A 16,349-nucleotide genomic window follows, 5' to 3' on the forward strand; every position below is an offset into this window, starting at 1 on the left:
TTTATGTTTTGTCATAGTGGACCTCATTTCTAACTCAAACGTCTCATACTTAATTCCACCATAAAAATCCGTTTTAGACTAATTTCCACTTCGGTTGGGCAAGTGGAAGTTACTTTGAGAAGTTACCGTACCTTTCCTATCATTGAAAAGCGCATTCATTACTTGAAAAAAGTCGTCCATTTATGTTATAATAGACTGTATTTAAAAAATTTTAAGGAGAAATGACAGAATGTCTGTATCATTTGAAAACAAAGAAACAAACCGTGGTGTCTTGACTTTCACTATCTCTCAAGACCAAATTAAACCAGAATTTGATCGTGTCTTCAACTCAGTGAAGAAATCTCTTAATGTTCCAGGTTTCCGTAAAGGTCACCTTCCACGTCCTATCTTCGACAAAAAATTTGGTGAAGAATCACTTTATCAAGACGTTATGAACGCTCTTTTGCCAAACGCTTATGAAGCAGCTGTAAAAGAAGCTGGTCTTGAAGTGGTTGCTCAACCAAAAATTGACGTGACTTCAATGGAAAAAGGTCAAGACTGGGTTATCACAGCTGAAGTCGTTACAAAACCTGAAGTAAAATTAGGTGACTACAAAAACCTTGAAGTATCAGTAGATGTAGAAAAAGAAGTAACTGACGCTGACGTTGAAGAGCGTATCGAACGCGAACGCAACAACTTGGCTGAATTGGTTATCAAAGAAGCTGCTGCTGAAAACGGCGACACTGTTGTCATCGACTTCGTTGGTTCTATCGACGGTGTTGAATTTGACGGTGGAAAAGGTGAAAACTTCTCACTTGGACTTGGTTCAGGTCAATTCATCCCAGGTTTCGAAGACCAATTGGTAGGTCACTCAGCTGGTGAAACTGTTGATGTTATCGTAACATTCCCAGAAGACTACCAAGCAGAAGACCTTGCAGGTAAAGAAGCTAAATTCGTGACAACTATCCACGAAGTAAAAGCTAAAGAAGTTCCAGCTCTTGACGATGAGCTTGCAAAAGACATCGACGAAGAAGTTGAAACACTTGCTGAATTGAAAGAAAAATACCGTAACGAATTGGCTGCTGCTAAAGAAGAAGCTTACAAAGATGCAGTTGAAGGTGCAGCAATTGATAAAGCTGTAGAAAATGCTGAAATCGTAGAACTTCCAGAAGAAATGATTCACGAAGAAGTTCACCGTTCAGTAAACGAATTCCTTGGAAACTTGCAACGTCAAGGTATCAACCCTGATATGTATTTCCAAATCACTGGAACTACTCAAGAAGACCTTCACAATCAATACCAAGCAGAAGCTGAGTCACGTACGAAGACTAACCTTGTTATCGAAGCAGTTGCGAAAGCTGAAGGATTTGACGCTACTGACGAAGAAATCCAAAAAGAAATTGAGCAATTGGCTGCAGATTACAACATGGAAGTTGCACAAGTACAAAGCTTGCTTTCAGCTGATATGTTGAAACACGACATCACAATCAAAAAAGCTGTTGAATTGATTACAAGCACAGCAACCGTTAAATAATCTTATACTCTTCGAAAATCTCTTCAAACCACGTCAGCGTCGCCTTACCGTACTCAAGTACAGCTTGCGGCTATCTTCCTAGTTTGCTCTTTGATTTTCACTGAGTATTCATAAACAAAAATCCCACCTGAATTGGTGGGTTTTCTGATGCACTATTTTCCAAAAATCTCTTTGAGGTCTGCGTCTGTAATCCCAATCATGGCTGGGATGCTGTCCCAGTTTTCTTCGGTTAAGATGTAGGATTGTTCAGAGGTATTTGATGTGGCTGTTTCAGAGAATGCTTGTTGCTTTTCTTCAACATTCTCCAGTAGATCACTGAAGCGTTCAATCAGATAGGTTTTTCGGGCAGTTCCGATGTGTTGGGTAGCATAGTCGAAGGCCTGTAATTCGCCTAGTAAGATAAGCTTGCTTTTGGCGCGTGTAATGGCTGTGTAGATGAGATTGCGCTCCAGCATACGCCTGCTAGCACTGGTAATCGGTAGGATGACAACAGGGAACTCGCTTCCCTGAGACTTATGGATACTCATGGCATAGGCCAAGCGAATCTTGTACCATTCGTTACGTGGGTAAGAGATTTCGTCGCCATCAAAATCAATGACAATCTCGTCTTGTTTCGACTCGGTGTATTTACTAGGAATCAGGTCTGTGATAGCTCCCAAATCTCCATTAAAGACATTGATTTCAGCATCGTTGACCAAATGAATGACCTTGTCTCCCTTACGATAGTGGCACTGGGGAGCTTCAAAACTAAGTTGGTCTTTTTGTGGTGGATTGAGCAGGTCTTGCATGAGCTGGTTGATAGCATCAATCCCTGCTGTTCCTCGGTACATGGGAGCTAGAACCTGAATATCACGAGCAGGGATACCACTTCTGAGGGCTGCGCCTAAAATCTTTTCAATAGTAGCAGGAATATGCCCACTAGCAATTTCAAAGTAGGAACGGTCAGCTTTTTTCTGGGTGAAATCAGCTGGCAAGATTCCCTGCCGAATCTGACTTGCTAGGGTGACGATGGTTGATTCTTCGCTTTGTCGGTAAATTTTTTCCAAGCGAGTCTGAGGAATCAAGGGAATATGAAGCAAATCCGCTAGAACCTGTCCAGGGCTGACAGAAGGCAACTGGTCGCTGTCGCCCACGATGAGAATTTTACTGTTAGAAGAGATGTTGGAGAAGAGTTGATTGGCCAGCCAAGTATCCACCATGGAAAATTCATCTACGATGATAAAGTCGGCATCCAGATAATCTTCCAGATGACTGGTATCATCGTCACCTGTCATTCCTAAATGACGGTGTATGGTCGCGCTAGGCAAGCCTGTCAATTCATTCATGCGCCGAGCGGCTCGGCCAGTTGGAGCAGCAAGAAGAATCGGCAGGTTGCTTTTCTTCCTGAGGTCAAGTCCTTCCAAAAGGGCATGAACAGCGATGATACCATTGATAACAGTTGTCTTACCAGTACCAGGCCCACCTGTCAGGATAAAGACCTTATTCTGGATAGCATCGCAGATAGCCTGTTTTTGAATGCTATCATACTCAATCCCCAGCTCTTCTTCAACAGTAGAGATATGTTTTTGAATGGTTTCTAAATCCTGACTCTTCTGCTTTCCTTTTTCAAGGATACGAACCAAGTGACTGCGGATGCCTTCCTCAGCGAAAAAGAGGCTGTTGTCAAAAATCTTGGTATCAACCTGCTGAACCTTGTCTTCTTCAATCAGGTAGGAGAGTTCTTGGGCCACTTGGCTGGGATCCAGTTCCACGGGGCGAGAAGATTCAAGAAGAGTAAGAGTTTGTTCCAGCAAGTCCCGTGCTTCAACATAGGTGTCCCCTGTTTCCATACAGGCCTGAAAAAGACTATGTACTAGACCTGCACGAAAGCGCTCAGGAGCCTGACTTTCGATGCCAAGTTCCTCTGCTAATTGGTCAGCAATGGTAAAGCCCAAACCCTTGATATCCTCAACCAACTGGTAGGGATAATTTTCAACCACATCAAGAGTTTCTTCCTTGTAAAAGTCTTGAATCTGAAAGGCTAATTTATTGGGAATGCCGTAGTTGGCTAGTTTGGCCAAAACCATCTCGGTTCCGTAGTTGAGACGGAGAGTAGAGACGAAAGCCTCGCGATTTTTGGCAGAGAGTCCTGAGATGCCTTCTAGCTTTTCTGGGTGTTGCAAAATTTCGTCAATGGTATTGTCGCCATAGGTGTCCACGATTTTTTGAGCTGTCTTGAGACCAATCCCCTTGAAATGGCTACTTGAAAAGTACTTGACCAAGCCCTTGCTAGTTGGTTTTGCGCGTTCATAACGGCTAATTTGCAGTTGTTCCCCATACTTGGAGTGCTGGATAATTTGTCCCCAAAAAGTATAGTCTTCGCCCTCAATCACATCAGCCATGGTACCCGTGACAATAATTTCAAAATCATCAAAATCCTCTGCGTCCGTATCTTCGATTTCTAGGAGGAGGATGCGATAAAAATTGCTGGGATTTTCAAAAATAATCCGTTCAATGGTTCCTGAAAAATAAACTTCCATAAGATTCCTTTGCATAAATAGGTGAGAGTTAATACTCTTCGAAAATCTCTTCAAACCACGTCAGCTTCCATCTGCAACCTCAAAACAGTATTTTGAGCAGCCTGCGGCTAGCTTCCTAGTTTGCTCTTTGATTTTCATTGAGTATAACTTTGTTTTTATCCTAGTTAGACTGGGTAGTGAATAATCATCGTCTCACGATAGAAGAAGAGGCTGAGATTCTTGCTTCTCGGCCTCTTAGGTCTCTTAAAATGTTCCGATACGGGTGATTGGCCAGAAGCGGAATTTAGCTTCCCCTGTGATATCTTTTGCTTTGAAGGTACCTACGTGGCGGCTGTCGCTCGAAACCAAGCGGTCATCTCCGAGGAGGAGGTATTCTCCTTCTGGGACAGTAAAGCTGAAGTTGGTGTTATAGTTGACATCAACTGTGAAGGCTTGGGCTTTTTGAGCAATACTCCTAAAGAAAGTGCCTTTATTTCCTTCAAATCCCTTGCCTGAGTATGTGCTTTGGAGTTTGTCGTCCTTGAAACGTTTGATGTAGTCAGCTAGGTAAGGTTCGTCTGTCTCTTTATCATTGATGTAAAGTTTATCGTTTTCGTAACGAATAGTATCGCCAGGCATTCCGATGACACGCTTGACGATGTCCTTATTGCCATCTTCCTCATGGGCAACCACGATATCAAAACGGTCAATAGGGAGGTGTTTGACAACAAAGAGGATTTCGCCATCCGCTAGAGTTGGATCCATGGAATGGCCTTCTACGCGGACATTGCTCCAAAAAAAGATACGACTTAAAGCTAGTAATGACAGAATCAGGAGGAATAATCCCCACTCTTTTAAGAAATGTTTAAATGAATTCATAACTTACCTTTCTAAGCGTTTTTTCGCTTTTTCAGTATTTTTAAAGTGCAGTTTGGCGCAGAAGTTAAGTCCTTGCATACCATAGGCTTGCAAAATCTGGCTAGCCACCTTATCAGAAGCCGTTCCAGCTCCACTTGGAAGTTGATAGCCCAGTTCTCGTCCCAGATTTTCAAGATTTTCCAGAAAGAGATCACGCGCAATGATAGAAGAAACTGCGACAGCCAAGTATTTGCCCTCAGCCTTTTCTTCTAAGCTGATAGGATTGCTGAAACGATTGGCCTCTTGTGCCAAGTACTTGTCATAATTTTTAGCACTGGTAAAGGCATCAATCACAATTTTCTCAGGCTGAATGCCTTTTTGAAGGAGGAGATAGATAGCCTGATTATGGAGGGCAACCTTAACCGAAACAGCGTTGTAGCGGTCCCCGATGACCTCGTTGTACTTGCTTGGTGAGAGAAGCAGTGCCTGGTGCTGGATTTTTTCTTTGAGGATAGGGGCAATCTGACGAATCTTTTGGTCGGTCAGAGTTTTAGAATCCCCCACACCGAGTTTTCGCAAGAAGTCGTGCTGGTCAGGTGTGACAAAGGAAGCCACAACTGCAAGCCCACCAAAGTAGGAACCATTTCCAACCTCATCCGTCCCAATCAAAGGAAGATTTTGTCCGCTGGTTTCCTCTACAACGTGATAGCCAAAGAAAATAGCATATTTCTCGGCTCCTTCCCCCTGAAGCAAGACCTTTCCAGAAGTATAGATAGAAACGGTAGCTTGAGGTAGTCGTAAAAAGTAGCGGATATAGGGATTTTTGCTGGGAGCCAGACTAGTTTGATAGTGTTCAAGAAAAGCCTGAATCTCCTTTTCGCTTGGTGTGAGTGTTATACTTGCCATAGTTTCTATTGTACCATAAAAGCAGGCAAATTTGTAAAAACTGACAAAGTTAGCGAATTTTGGTATAATATCGTGAGGTGAATTTTATGGCAAATCTAAATCGATTCAAATTTACATTCGGGAAAAAATCATTAACCTTGACAAGCGAGCATGATAACCTTTTTATGGAGGAAATCGCCAAGGTTGCGACAGAAAAATACCAAGCAATTAAAGAACAAATGCCTAGTGCAGACGATGAAACAATCGCTCTTTTGTTGGCAGTCAACTGTTTATCAACTCAGCTCAGCCGTGAGATTGAATTTGACGATAAGGAGCAAGAGCTAGAAGAACTCCGTCACAAGCTTGTGACTTGCAAGCAAGAACAGAGCAAGATTGAGGATTCCTTATGATTTCACTCCTTCTTCTATTGGTCTTGGCTTGGGGATTTTATATCGGCTATCGGAGAGGCCTGCTCTTACAGGTTTATTACCTGATTTCAGCCATGGCATCGGCTTTTATGGCTGGCCAGTTTTACAAGGGGCTTGGAGAACAGTTCCATTTATTGCTCCCTTATGCAAATCCGCAGGAAGGTCAGGGAACTTTCTTTTTCCCATCGGATCAACTCTTTCAGCTGGATAAGGTCTTTTACGCAGGGATCGGCTACTTGCTTGTATTTGGGATTGTCTATAGCATCGGCCGTTTGCTTGGTCTCCTCTTACACTTGATTCCTAGTAAAAAACTGGGTGGAAAGTTGTTCCAAGTTTCAGCAGGGATCTTGTCCATGTTGGTGACCTTATTTGTCTTGCAAATGGCCTTGACAATCTTGGCGACCATTCCCATGGAAGCTATACAAAATCCTCTTGAAAAGAGTATCGTTGCAAAACACATCATCCAGAGCATACCAGTAACAACCAGTTGGCTCAAACAAATCTGGGTGACAAATTTAATCGGATAAAAAGGGCAGGAGTTTTCCTAGCCCTTTGTTTACAGATTGACTGAATGTAAAAAGTTACTACACCTAATACCCAATGAAAATCAAAGAGCAAACTAGGAATCTAGCCGCAGGTTGCTCAAAGCACTGCTTTGAGGTTGTTGATAGAACTGACGAAGTCAGCTCAAAACACTGTTTTGAGGTTGTGGATAAGACTGACGAAGTCAGTTACCTATACCTATGATATATACGGTAAGGCGACGCTGACGTGGTTTGAAGAGATTTTCGAAGAGTATAAACATTCAAAGACAAGGAAATAACGATGAACAAGAAAATATTAGAAACATTAGAGTTCAATAAGGTTAAGGCCTTGTTTGAACCTCATTTGTTGACAGAGCAGGGCTTGGAGCAATTGAGACAGCTGGCTCCGACTGCCAAAGCAGATAAAATCAAACAGGCTTTTGCTGAGATGAAGGAAATGCAGGCTCTTTTCGTCGAGCAACCGCATTTCACTATTCTCTCAACTAAGGAAATTGCAGGAGTCTGCAAGAGATTGGAGATGGGAGCGGATCTCAATATCGAGGAGTTCCTCCTCTTGAAGCGCGTGCTTCTTTCCAGCCGAGAGCTGCAAAGTTTTTATGCCAATCTGGAAAATGTCAGCTTGGAAGAGTTAGCCCTTTGGTTTGAGAAATTACACGATTTTCCGCAGTTACAAGGAAATCTCCAAGCCTTTAATGATGCAGGTTTCATTGAAAATTTTGCCAGTGAAGAATTGGCGCGCATCCGTCGAAAAATCCATGATAGTGAGAGTCAGGTACGCGATGTTTTACAGGACCTGCTCAAGCAAAAAGCGCAGATGTTGACGGAAGGAATTGTTGTCAGCAGAAATGGCCGTCAGGTTTTACCAGTTAAAAATACCTACCGCAATAAGATTGCAGGTGTCGTTCATGATATTTCTGCTAGTGGAAATACCGTCTATATCGAACCCCGTGAGGTGGTCAAACTGAGCGAAGATATTGCTAGTCTGCGAGCAGATGAGCGCTATGAAATGCTTCGTATTCTCCAAGAAATCTCGGAGCGTGTCCGCCCTCATGCGGCTGAGATTGCTAATGATGCTTGGATTATCGGTCATCTGGACTTGATTCGTGCCAAGGTTCGCTTTATCCAAGAAAGGCAAGCAGTTGTTCCTCATCTGTCAGAAAATCAGGAAATTCAATTGCTCCATGTCTGCCATCCTTTGGTCAAAAATGCTGTCGCAAATGATGTCCATTTTGGCCAAGATTTAACAGCCATTGTCATTACAGGTCCCAATACAGGTGGGAAGACCATCATGCTCAAAACTTTGGGATTGACGCAGGTTATGGCCCAGTCTGGTTTGCCGATTTTAGCAGACAGGGGAAGTCGTGTTGGTATTTTTGAAGAAATCTTTGCCGATATTGGAGATGAGCAATCTATTGAGCAGAGCTTGTCTACCTTCTCTAGCCACATGACCAATATTGTGGATATTCTTGGCAAGGTCAACCAGCATTCGCTCTTGCTCTTGGATGAGTTGGGGGCTGGTACAGACCCTCAAGAAGGAGCCGCACTTGCCATGGCCATTCTGGAGGACCTTCGCCTGCGTCAAGTCAAGACTATGGCGACCACCCACTATCCAGAACTCAAGGCCTATGGTATCGAGACAGCCTTTGTGCAAAATGCCAGCATGGAGTTTGATACTGCAACTCTTCGCCCGACCTATCGCTTTATGCAGGGTGTTCCTGGTCGAAGCAATGCCTTTGAAATTGCCAAACGTTTAGGACTATCTGAAGTTATCGTAGGGGATGCCAGCCAGCAGGTCGATCAGGACAATGATGTCAATCGTATTATTGAGCAACTGGAAGAGCAGACGCTTGAAAGTCGTAAACGCTTGGACAATATCCGTGAGGTGGAGCAAGAAAATCTCAAGATGAATCGTGCTCTCAAAAAACTCTACAACGAGCTCAATCGTGAAAAGGAAACCGAGCTTAACAAGGCGCGTGAACAGGCTGCTGAGATTGTGGACATGGCTCTGAGTGAAAGTGACCAGATTCTCAAAAATCTCCACAGTAAATCTCAACTCAAGCCCCATGAAATCATTGAAGCCAAGGCCAAGCTGAAAAAATTGGCACCTGAAAAAGTAGACTTGTCCAAAAACAAGGTACTTCAAAAGGCCAAGAAAAAACGAGCTCCAAAGGTGGGAGATGATATTGTGGTTCTCAGTTACGGTCAGCGTGGTACCTTGACCAGTCAACTCAAGGATGGCCGCTGGGAAGCCCAAGTTGGCTTGATTAAGATGACCTTGGAAGAGAAAGAGTTTGACCTTGTTCAAGTCCAGCAAGAAAAGCCAGTTAAGAAGAAACAAGTCAATGTTGTTAAACGGACATCTGGCCGAGGCCCACAAGCCAGACTGGACCTTCGAGGCAAACGTTATGAAGAAGCCATGAATGAGTTAGATGCCTTTATCGACCAAGCCCTGCTTAACAATATGGCTCAAGTTGATATCATCCATGGTATCGGAACAGGTGTCATCCGTGAAGGTGTCACCAAATACCTACAAAGAAACAAACATGTCAAGAGTTTCGGCTATGCCCCACAAAATGCTGGAGGCAGTGGTGCAACTATTGTGACCTTTAAAGGATAGAAGTATCATTTTTATAAATTTTAGTGTATAAAAGAATCGAGAAATATAGGATGGATTTGAAAAATATAGTACAGTTAGTTGGAGATTATCATCATGTTGAAGTGTCTCCAGATGCTCATCTTGATTTGGGAGCAGATATTACAATTCGTTCGTTTACAAGTATTGAAGTTTCAAGTGGTGCGAATTTGAAAGTAGGGAATAGGGTCTTTTTTAATGACCATTGTTCAATCCGCTGTACTGAGGAAATCACCATTGGTCATGATACAATGTTTGGGGATGGAGTACGAATTTTTGATTCGAATCATCAATTCAATAACTATCATGTGTTTAAAACTGCAATGAGCGGCGCTCCTATTCATATTGGGCGGGATTGTTGGATTGGTGCCAATACCGTTATTCTTAGAGGAGTTACTATTGGTGATAATGTCATCATAGGTGCTAATTGTCTCACCCACCAGGATATTCCTGATAATTCAATCGTCACTCATAGTGAAACATTAGCGATTAAGCCCAAGAATATTGCCAAATTCCATGCCTTTGTTTATACTTACTCGAATCAGTTGGAAGGCTTGGAGTATTTGCTGGCTAGTTTACCTGAAGTTGATTTTCATGTTGCGGCGCCAACGAATGTTTCAGATTTTTTAAGAAGTTTTTCCAGATTTAGTAATTTTCAACTATATGAATATTGCCAATCGAGAGAGATTTCAGATCGCATTTTAGAGTTAGCTAATGTCTATCTAGATATAAACCACTGGAATGAGGTTGATGATATTATTGGGCGTGCTTTGGCAATAGGAAAACCGATATTTGCATTTGACACAGTAGCTCATCGAACTGATGAAGGAATTCAAGTGTTTAGTATAGAGGACAAAGAGAATATGGTGATGGCCATTCGTCACCAACTAGAAAAAGTTGATAGTGGGGAGAAGGAATGAAATTGTATCAAAAAGTGATTGCTCTTGGAGCTGATATTCGTTATATGGATAAGGTAGAAACTGTTATAAAGTCAATTTCAGTTCATAATCAGGAAGTGAAATTTTATGTATTTAATGACGATTTGCCTAGTGAATGGTTTTTGTTGATGAGAAATCGTTTGAAGGTCATTGGTTCTGAGATTGTCAACGTTAAAAAACGGCTCACAACCTTCGTGATTTTCGCTTGCCAAATGCAATCCTGTCTTATGCTGCTTTCTTTAGGTATTTCATAGCAGATGAAGTACAAGAAGACAGAGTTCTCTATTTAGACTCGGATACGATTGTCAATGCAAAATTAGATGACTTATTCACCATGGATTTACAAGGATATGCTATCGCAGCTGTTCAAGATTTTAATCATGAAGGTTGGTTAACAACCTTTAATTCAGGTGTGATGTTGATTGATGCCAAAAAATGGCGAGAAAAAAATTCAACGCAAAGTCTACTAGAGTTGACTGCCCAACACCATGAACATGTCTATGGGGATCAAGGGGTTCTCAACATGTATTTCGGTGATCAGTGGCTACATTTGGATAAAGAGTACAATTTCATGGTTGGATTGGATCAATTTTTACACTTAACAGGCAACAGTAAATGGTACCAGTCTTCGTATTATGGAAATTATGAACCAAAGATTATTCACTATACTTCAGAATTTAAACCATGGACTCATTTAACTTTGACTCGTTTTCGTAAATTGTGGTGGTTTTATTATGGATTGAATTGGAATGATGTACTATTAGGAACAGATATCATCAGACGTTCTTTTAGAGATCTAGTGAGAGCTCCTCTCTATCATACTTGTATTTTTACAAATAGTGCTAGCCTAGAATCAATAGAATACCTACTATCTGAATTACCGGAAGTTCATTTTACAATATTAGCGCCAACAAATTTTGCTGATAGTGTAGTTGATATGCAACGATTTTTGAATCTTTCAATTTATCCAAACTTTAGTCCTTTTAACAAGAATGAAACCTTGGATAAGATGGATTTCTACCTAGATATCAATCATGGAGGAGTTGTAGGAACTATTGTAGAAGAAATTAGTGATAAAAATAAACCAATTTTTGCGTTTGATAATACAAGTCATGACTCGAGTGGAAGAAGTCGTATTTTTTCGTCAACTGAACCAGAGAAAATGGTAGAAGCAATTCGAAAATTTTTAGGAGTAGAACTGAGTGGTAAATGAGTTTAGATAGTATTTTAAAATTTATCAAAAAGTCATGATTTCTATTGAAATTATGGCTCTATTTTCGAGATAGCGAGGTAATTTATAAAGTAAAAACTGTTGAACTAATTTTTACTAATAAACACATTGACAAAAGCCAACATTTTTTGTAAAATAAGAATCAATTAAATACCAACACCGAATGAAGTTTAATAGAAGTGGCGAATCGTTTGATTTTCCATGACTGTAAATGGACGGAACTCTGGAGAGACCGTAAAGGCACCGAAGGGGCAAGGCAGGCAACTGCTCAAACTCTCAGGTAAAAGGACAGAGCTAGGATAGACAGCTTTTTAGCATTTATCTAAGCATTCCAGAGTACATGTATCTTGCATGTGCTCTTTCTTTTGGGGTTGAAAAGATAGGAGAATAGAATGTTAGAATTGCTTAAATCAATTGATGCTTTTGCTTGGGGCCCACCCCTCTTGATTTTATTGGTCGGAACAGGGATTTACCTAACTGCTCGTTTAGGACTCTTGCAGGTTTTGCGTCTGCCCAAGGCCTTCCAGCTTATTTTTACCAAGGATAAGGGGCATGGGGATGTATCCAGTTTTGCGGCCTTGTGTACAGCCCTAGCAGCGACAGTTGGTACGGGAAATATTATCGGGGTGGCGACAGCTATCAAGGTCGGTGGACCAGGAGCTCTCTTTTGGATGTGGATGGCGGCTTTCTTTGGAATGGCAACCAAGTATGCGGAAGGTTTATTAGCTATTAAATACAGGACTAAAGACGATAACGGTGCTGTTGCAGGAGGTCCCATGCACTATATACTTTTGGGTATGGGAGAAAAGTGGCGACCACTTGCCATCTTTTTTGCTCTGGCAGGTGTGCTAGTAGCTTTGTTGGGAATCGGGACCTTCACACAGGTCAACTCGATTACAGAATCTATTCAAAATACGACGACTATTTCACCAGCCATCACTGCTCTTGTGTTGTCTGTATTTGTAGCGATTGCAGTCTTTGGCGGGCTCAAGTCCATTTCAAAGGTTTCAACTACTGTTGTTCCTTTTATGGCTATCATCTATATTTTAGGAACACTTACAGTTATTTTCTTCAATATTGGAAAACTCCCTGCCACAATCACTTTAATCTTGACATCAGCTTTTAGTCCAGTTGCTGCAGTAGGTGGATTTGCTGGTGCTAGCATTCGGATGGCTATCCAAAATGGTGTTGCGCGTGGTGTCTTCTCAAACGAATCTGGTCTGGGTTCAGCTCCCATTGCAGCAGCTGCGGCTAAGACAAATGAACCAGTAGAGCAAGGCTTGATTTCCATGACAGGGACCTTTATTGATACCCTCATCATTTGTACTCTGACTGGTTTGACCATTTTGGTGACTGGAGTATGGAATAGTGACTTGAATGGAGTGGCTTTGACTCAGTCAGCCTTTTCAACAGTCTTTTCACATTTTGGGCCTGCCCTCTTGACCATCTTCCTTGTACTTTTTGCCTTTACAACGATTCTAGGTTGGAACTACTACGGAGAGCGCTGTTTCGAGTTCCTCTTTGGTGTTCGTTTTATCTGGCTCTACCGTGTGATTTTTGTGCTCATGGTCTTGTTGGGAGGATTTATCGAGTTGGATATGGTTTGGATTATCGCAGATATTGTCAATGCCTTGATGGCACTACCAAACTTGATTGCTCTCTTAGTTTTATCACCAGTCGTTATTGCTGAAACTAAAAAGTATTTTAATAAATAATGGAATCACACATCGTGTGTGATTTTTTGCTGTCATAAAAAATTTCTATCAGTGCAATTTAAAATATATATTATACACGGTATAGAATCTGTGATAGACTAGGTTTCAACAAAATGAAAAGAGGTTTTATGATGACAACATTTACCATCCATACAGTAGAATCAGCACCAGCAGAAGTGAAAGAAGTTCTTGAAACAGTAGAAAAAGATAACAATGGCTATATTCCCAACCTAATCGGTCTCTTGGCTAATGCACCGACTGCTTTAGAGGCTTACCGTACTGTCGGAGCTATCAACCGTCGCAACAGCCTGACACCCGTTGAGCGCGAAGTCGTGCAAATTACAGCTGCTGTGACAAATGGTTGTGCCTTCTGCGTCGCAGGTCACACAGCCTTTTCAATCAAACAAATCCAGATGAACGATGACCTTCTTCAAGCCCTTCGCAATCGTACTCCAATTGAAACAGATCCTAAATTGGACACCCTAGCTAAGTTTACCTTGGCAGTTATCAATACCAAGGGTCGTGTAGGAGATGAAGCCTTATCTGAGTTTTTAGAAGCTGGCTATACCCAACAAAATGCCTTGGATGTGGTTCTTGGTGTCAGCCTAGCAAGCCTCTGTAACTATGCCAACAACCTAGCTAATACCCCAATTAACCCAGAATTACAACCTTATGCTTAAGCCTTATCTGAGTAAAAAATGAAGTCTGAAATAATCGGACTTCGTTTTTTATCCCCTCATTTAAGCGCTTTTATGCTATACTGAAACTAACATGATTATTGGAGGTTAGGATGAAAAAACTCCCCTTGGTATTTTCTGGTTGTTTGCTAGGTTTGGCAGGAGCTGGAAATCTTATTTTAGATACGTTACCGATTCTGTCCCATCTGTTGAGTCTAGCAGGTTTGATTTTGTGGATTTACTTTCTGATTTTGCATCTCTTTAATTGGAAGGAAACCAAGCAAGAATTGACCAAACCCCCTCTTTTGTCAGGAATGGCAACTTTTCCCATGGCTGGGATGATTTTATCGACTTATGTCTTTCGCGTATTCCCTCATCTTCCTTTGGTAGCGCAGGGGCTCTGGTGGTTTTCATTTCTCTTGGATTTGGCCCTAATTGCTGGTTTCACCATCAAGTTTGCTTGTCCAGGTAGGAGGGGTCATGCAACTCCTAGCTGGACGGTGCTTTATGTGGGGATAGCAGTGGCAGCTTTGACCTATCCTCTTGTAGGCATTGTCGAAATTGCCTATGCCACCTTGGGTTTTGGTTTTCTCCTAACCTTCTATCTCTACCCGCTTATTTATAGTGATTTAAAGAAACATCCACTCCCACTAGCCATGCTTGGACAAGAAGGAATCTACTGTGCTCCTTTCTCTCTACTCTTGGCTTCCCTGGTTCGAGTTGGAGGAGTCAACCTACCGACTTGGCTCTTAATCGCCATGATTTTGGCTTCCCAATCCTTCTTTTTCTTGGTTTTAACTCGTCTACCTAATATTTTAAAACAAGGATTTCAACCAGCATTCTCAGCCCTCACCTTCCCTACCATTATCACGGCTACCTCGCTTAAGATGGCTCAGGAAATCTTGAAACTTCCATTTCTGGATTATCTGGTAGTGGTTGAAACTCTTGTATGCCTAACTATTTTATTCTTTGTATTAGGTGCTTATCTGATTTGGTTACGAAAAAAGGTCTAGCTAGAAATAGCTAAACCTTATTTTTTATGGTTTGATGACCTCAGCTCCACCCATGTATGGACGAAGAACTTCTGGGATGGTCACAGAACCATCTTCATTTTGGTAGTTTTCAAGAATAGCAGCCACTGTACGTCCAACTGCAAGTCCAGAACCGTTTAAGGTGTGGAGCAATTTAACCTTTCCATCAGCTTCATCACGGTAACGGATTTGAGCACGACGGGCTTGGAAATCTTCTGTGTTTGAACAGCTTGAGATTTCACGGTAGGTATTTTGTGCTGGAATCCAAACTTCTAAGTCGTAAGTTTTAGCAGCTGAGAAGCCCATATCTCCAGTAGAGAGAGCAACGACACGGTATGGAAGGTTGAGTTTTTGAAGGATATTTTCAGCGTTGGCTGTCATTTTTTCCAATTCTTCGTAAGATTCTTCTGGTTTGGCAAATTTCACCATTTCAACCTTGTGGAATTGGTGCAAACGAATTAAACCACGCGTATCACGACCAGCTGAACCAGCCTCAGAACGGAATGATGGACTCATAGCAGTGAAGTAGATTGGCAAGTCTTTACCGTCCAGGATTTCATCGCGGTAGTAGTTTGTCAGAGGAACTTCAGCTGTAGGAATAAGGACATAATTGCTGTCGCTGAGTTCAAAAGTATCTTCCTTGAATTTTGGATATTGACCAGTACCAAACATAGAGTCGTGGTTAACCATGTAAGGCGTGATGACTTCAGTATAGCCTTCTTTACCATGCTCATCCAACATGAAGTTGTAGAGAGCACGTTCCAAACGAGCCCCGAGGCCTTTATAGAATAGGAAGCGAGCCCCTGTTACCTTACCACCGCGTTCCCAGTCAAGGATACCAAGGTCTTCACCCAGATCCCAGTGAGCTTTTGGCTCGAAGTCAAACTCGCGTGGAGTCCCCCAACGGCGAACTTCCACATTGTCGTCTTCGTCAGCCCCAACAGGAACACTGTCAGCTGGGATGTTTGGAAGAGTAGTGGTAAATTCTGTCAATTTAGCATCGATGTCTGCCAATTCAGCATCCAAGGCTTTAACCTCAGCAGATAGATTTTGCATGGCAGCAATCTTGTCATCTGCATTTTCCTTGTTGCGTTTGGCTTGGGCAATCTCAGCAGAAACTGTGTTACGTTCTGCTTTGAGAGTTTCAACCTTGACCAAGATGTCACGACGTTTAGCGTCGATTTCTTTCATTTCATTCAAGACAGCAGCATCTACACCACGTGTAGCCAATTTTTCTGCGACAGCATCAAAGTCTGTACGAATACGTTTGATATCTAACATAAGAACTCCTTTATGAAAAAAGCACACCTGACAAAGCGTTGGAGTGGCAGGGCCACGGTTCCATCCAACTTCACAGGTGTGCACTTGATTGTGTATGTAATTGTTACTAACGGTAGA

12 protein-coding genes, 1 pseudogene and 1 riboswitch are annotated in these 16,349 nt (G+C 42.1%); of the genes and pseudogenes, 9 read left to right on the plus strand and 4 right to left on the minus strand.

Going from position 1 to position 16,349, the window contains the following annotated elements; genetic code table 11:
- Nucleotides 1–229 precede the first annotated feature (229 nt).
- A complete protein-coding gene (tig, locus tag GEZ84_RS01095; RefSeq protein ID WP_153222980.1) occupies nt 230–1,513 on the plus strand; it encodes a trigger factor in 1,284 nt (427 codons plus the stop codon).
- Nucleotides 1,514–1,665: 152 nt separating this feature from the next.
- Here tig and GEZ84_RS01100 read toward each other — a convergent pair whose 3' ends face one another.
- From GEZ84_RS01100 to rnhC, 3 genes are all read right to left on the minus strand, one after another.
- Nucleotides 1,666–4,032 carry an ATP-dependent RecD-like DNA helicase gene (locus tag GEZ84_RS01100; RefSeq protein ID WP_153222982.1) on the minus strand — a complete coding sequence of 789 codons (2,367 nt, stop codon included), beginning with the start codon at nt 4,030–4,032 and terminating at the stop codon, nt 1,666–1,668.
- 243 nt (nt 4,033–4,275) lie between these two features.
- Nucleotides 4,276–4,890: a signal peptidase I gene (lepB, locus tag GEZ84_RS01105; RefSeq protein ID WP_049523793.1), complete on the minus strand. Its 615-nt coding sequence runs from the start codon at nt 4,888–4,890 to the stop codon at nt 4,276–4,278.
- A 3-nt stretch (nt 4,891–4,893) separates the two neighbouring features.
- The gene (rnhC, locus tag GEZ84_RS01110; protein WP_153222984.1) at nt 4,894–5,775 is read right to left on the minus strand and encodes a ribonuclease HIII; all 882 of its coding nucleotides are present in this window, start codon (nt 5,773–5,775) and stop codon (nt 4,894–4,896) included.
- An 86-nt stretch (nt 5,776–5,861) separates the two neighbouring features.
- Between rnhC and zapA the strand changes: the two genes are divergently transcribed.
- The 8 genes and pseudogenes from zapA (at nt 5,862) to GEZ84_RS01155 (ending at nt 14,933) form a co-directional block, all read left to right on the plus strand.
- Nucleotides 5,862–6,164 carry a cell division protein ZapA gene (gene zapA / locus GEZ84_RS01115; RefSeq protein WP_000002019.1) on the plus strand — a complete coding sequence of 101 codons (303 nt, stop codon included), beginning with the start codon at nt 5,862–5,864 and terminating at the stop codon, nt 6,162–6,164.
- Nucleotides 6,161–6,709, plus strand: a complete 549-nt coding sequence (locus tag GEZ84_RS01120; RefSeq protein ID WP_153222986.1) for a CvpA family protein — start codon at nt 6,161–6,163, stop codon at nt 6,707–6,709. The genes zapA and GEZ84_RS01120 overlap by 4 nt, the downstream gene beginning before the upstream one ends.
- A 298-nt stretch (nt 6,710–7,007) precedes the next feature.
- Nucleotides 7,008–9,344 carry an endonuclease MutS2 gene (locus GEZ84_RS01130; RefSeq protein WP_153222990.1) on the plus strand — a complete coding sequence of 779 codons (2,337 nt, stop codon included), beginning with the start codon at nt 7,008–7,010 and terminating at the stop codon, nt 9,342–9,344.
- A 50-nt stretch (nt 9,345–9,394) separates the two neighbouring features.
- Nucleotides 9,395–10,279 (plus strand): acyltransferase, encoded by an 885-nt coding sequence (locus GEZ84_RS01135; protein WP_194252003.1) that lies wholly within the window; start codon nt 9,395–9,397, stop codon nt 10,277–10,279.
- A pseudogene (locus tag GEZ84_RS01140) lies at nt 10,276–11,510 on the plus strand (glycosyltransferase). Before GEZ84_RS01135 ends, GEZ84_RS01140 begins: the two are co-directional and overlap by 4 nt.
- 231 nt (nt 11,511–11,741) lie before the next feature.
- Nucleotides 11,742–11,830: riboswitch (glycine riboswitch) on the plus strand.
- 90 nt (nt 11,831–11,920) lie between these two features.
- Nucleotides 11,921–13,243: an alanine/glycine:cation symporter family protein gene (locus GEZ84_RS01145; protein WP_153222992.1), complete on the plus strand. Its 1,323-nt coding sequence runs from the start codon at nt 11,921–11,923 to the stop codon at nt 13,241–13,243.
- A gap of 131 nt (nt 13,244–13,374) precedes the next feature.
- Nucleotides 13,375–13,923, plus strand: coding sequence for a carboxymuconolactone decarboxylase family protein (locus GEZ84_RS01150; RefSeq protein WP_004256949.1), 549 nt, complete (start codon nt 13,375–13,377; stop codon nt 13,921–13,923).
- A gap of 110 nt (nt 13,924–14,033) precedes the next feature.
- Nucleotides 14,034–14,933, plus strand: coding sequence for a TDT family transporter (locus tag GEZ84_RS01155; protein ID WP_153222994.1), 900 nt, complete (start codon nt 14,034–14,036; stop codon nt 14,931–14,933).
- A gap of 24 nt (nt 14,934–14,957) precedes the next feature.
- Here the strand turns inward: GEZ84_RS01155 and serS are convergent, their stop codons facing one another.
- Nucleotides 14,958–16,232, minus strand: a complete 1,275-nt coding sequence (gene serS, locus GEZ84_RS01160; protein ID WP_153222997.1) for a serine--tRNA ligase — start codon at nt 16,230–16,232, stop codon at nt 14,958–14,960.
- Nucleotides 16,233–16,349 lie beyond the last annotated feature (117 nt).

Origin of the sequence: Streptococcus mitis, from assembly GCF_009496155.1 — a bacterium.
In the GTDB taxonomy this organism is placed as follows: Bacteria; Bacillota; Bacilli; order Lactobacillales; family Streptococcaceae; genus Streptococcus; species Streptococcus mitis_BQ.

Coding starts and splice junctions, on each gene's coding strand:
- tig (WP_153222980.1), top strand. CDS start 230: ATGTCTGTATCATTTGAAAACAAAGAAACAAACCGTGGTGTCTTGACT.
- GEZ84_RS01100 (WP_153222982.1), bottom strand. CDS start 4,032: ATGGAAGTTTATTTTTCAGGAACCATTGAACGGATTATTTTTGAAAAT.
- lepB (WP_049523793.1), bottom strand. CDS start 4,890: ATGAATTCATTTAAACATTTCTTAAAAGAGTGGGGATTATTCCTCCTG.
- rnhC (WP_153222984.1), bottom strand. CDS start 5,775: ATGGCAAGTATAACACTCACACCAAGCGAAAAGGAGATTCAGGCTTTT.
- zapA (WP_000002019.1), top strand. CDS start 5,862: ATGGCAAATCTAAATCGATTCAAATTTACATTCGGGAAAAAATCATTA.
- GEZ84_RS01120 (WP_153222986.1), top strand. CDS start 6,161: ATGATTTCACTCCTTCTTCTATTGGTCTTGGCTTGGGGATTTTATATC.
- GEZ84_RS01130 (WP_153222990.1), top strand. CDS start 7,008: ATGAACAAGAAAATATTAGAAACATTAGAGTTCAATAAGGTTAAGGCC.
- GEZ84_RS01135 (WP_194252003.1), top strand. CDS start 9,395: ATGGATTTGAAAAATATAGTACAGTTAGTTGGAGATTATCATCATGTT.
- GEZ84_RS01145 (WP_153222992.1), top strand. CDS start 11,921: ATGTTAGAATTGCTTAAATCAATTGATGCTTTTGCTTGGGGCCCACCC.
- GEZ84_RS01150 (WP_004256949.1), top strand. CDS start 13,375: ATGACAACATTTACCATCCATACAGTAGAATCAGCACCAGCAGAAGTG.
- GEZ84_RS01155 (WP_153222994.1), top strand. CDS start 14,034: ATGAAAAAACTCCCCTTGGTATTTTCTGGTTGTTTGCTAGGTTTGGCA.
- serS (WP_153222997.1), bottom strand. CDS start 16,232: ATGTTAGATATCAAACGTATTCGTACAGACTTTGATGCTGTCGCAGAA.